This window comes from Rhodococcus sp. MEB064 (assembly GCF_000834565.1).
GTDB lineage: Bacteria > Actinomycetota > Actinomycetes > Mycobacteriales > Mycobacteriaceae > Rhodococcoides.
Genome location: NZ_JXQS01000049.1, coordinates 1 through 1,083 on the forward strand (window position 1 = coordinate 1; position 1,083 = coordinate 1,083).

A 1,083-nucleotide genomic window follows, 5' to 3' on the forward strand; every position below is an offset into this window, starting at 1 on the left:
GGGTGTAGAGCTTCTCGCCGGGGTTCGACAGGTCACCGGTGTACGACATCGCCACCTCGGCGATCGTCGTGCCCGTCTCACGGACCGCGTCGATGGCCGGGCGCATCTGATCGACGTTGTTCAGCGCGTCGAAGATGCGGAAGATGTCCACACCCGTCGCCGCCGCCTCCTCCACGAACGCTGTCGTCACCCGCTCCGGGTACGGGGTGTAACCGACGGTATTACGCCCACGCAGCAACATCTGCAGAGCGATGTTCGGCACCGCCTCCCGCAACGCCGCCAACCGCTCCCACGGATCCTCGTGCAGGAACCGCAACGCCACGTCGTACGTCGCACCGCCCCAGCACTCGATGGACAACAGTTCGGGGGTGGTGCGTGCGACGTAGGGGGCGACCATCAACAACCCGGACGTCCGCACGCGTGTCGCCAGCAACGACTGGTGGGCGTCACGGAACGTGGTGTCGGTGACGCCCAACGCCTTTCGCTGACGCAGATCGCGGGCGAAGCTTTCCGGGCCGAGTTCGAGCAACCGCTGGCGTGATCCGTCGCGCGGTGCGACGGAGAGGTCGATGTCCGGCAGCTTGTCCTGTGGGTAGACCGTGCTCGGGCGCTCGCCGTGCGGCTTGTTCACCGTCACGTCCGCGAGGTAGGTCAGGATCTTGGTACCGCGATCGCCGGACGACCGCGCCGTCAACAGCTCTGGTCGCTCCTCGATGAACGACGTCGTGACGTTGCCCGCACGGAAGTCCTCGTCCTGCAGAAGTCCCTGCAGGAAGCCGATGTTCGTCGAGACACCGCGGATACGGAACTCCGCCAACGCCCGCCGCGACCGCGCCACCGCGTCCTCGAACGTGCGACCACGGCAGGTGAGCTTCACCAGCATCGAATCGAAGTACGCCGACACCTCCGCACCCAACGTCGTCCCGCCGTCGAGACGGATGCCCGCACCGCCCGGCGTCCGATACGCGGTGATACGGCCGGTGTCCGGGCGGAACCCGTTCGCCGGGTCCTCCGTCGTGATGCGGCACTGCATCGCCGCACCCCGGATCCGGATGTCCTCCTGCCGCAACCCCAGATCCTCGA

Annotated in this window: 1 pseudogene; it reads right to left on the bottom strand. The window is 67.1% G+C overall.

Features of this window, described 5'->3' with window-relative positions:
* A pseudogene (locus RU01_RS18015) lies at positions 1–1,083 on the bottom strand (pyruvate carboxylase); the annotation flags it as partial.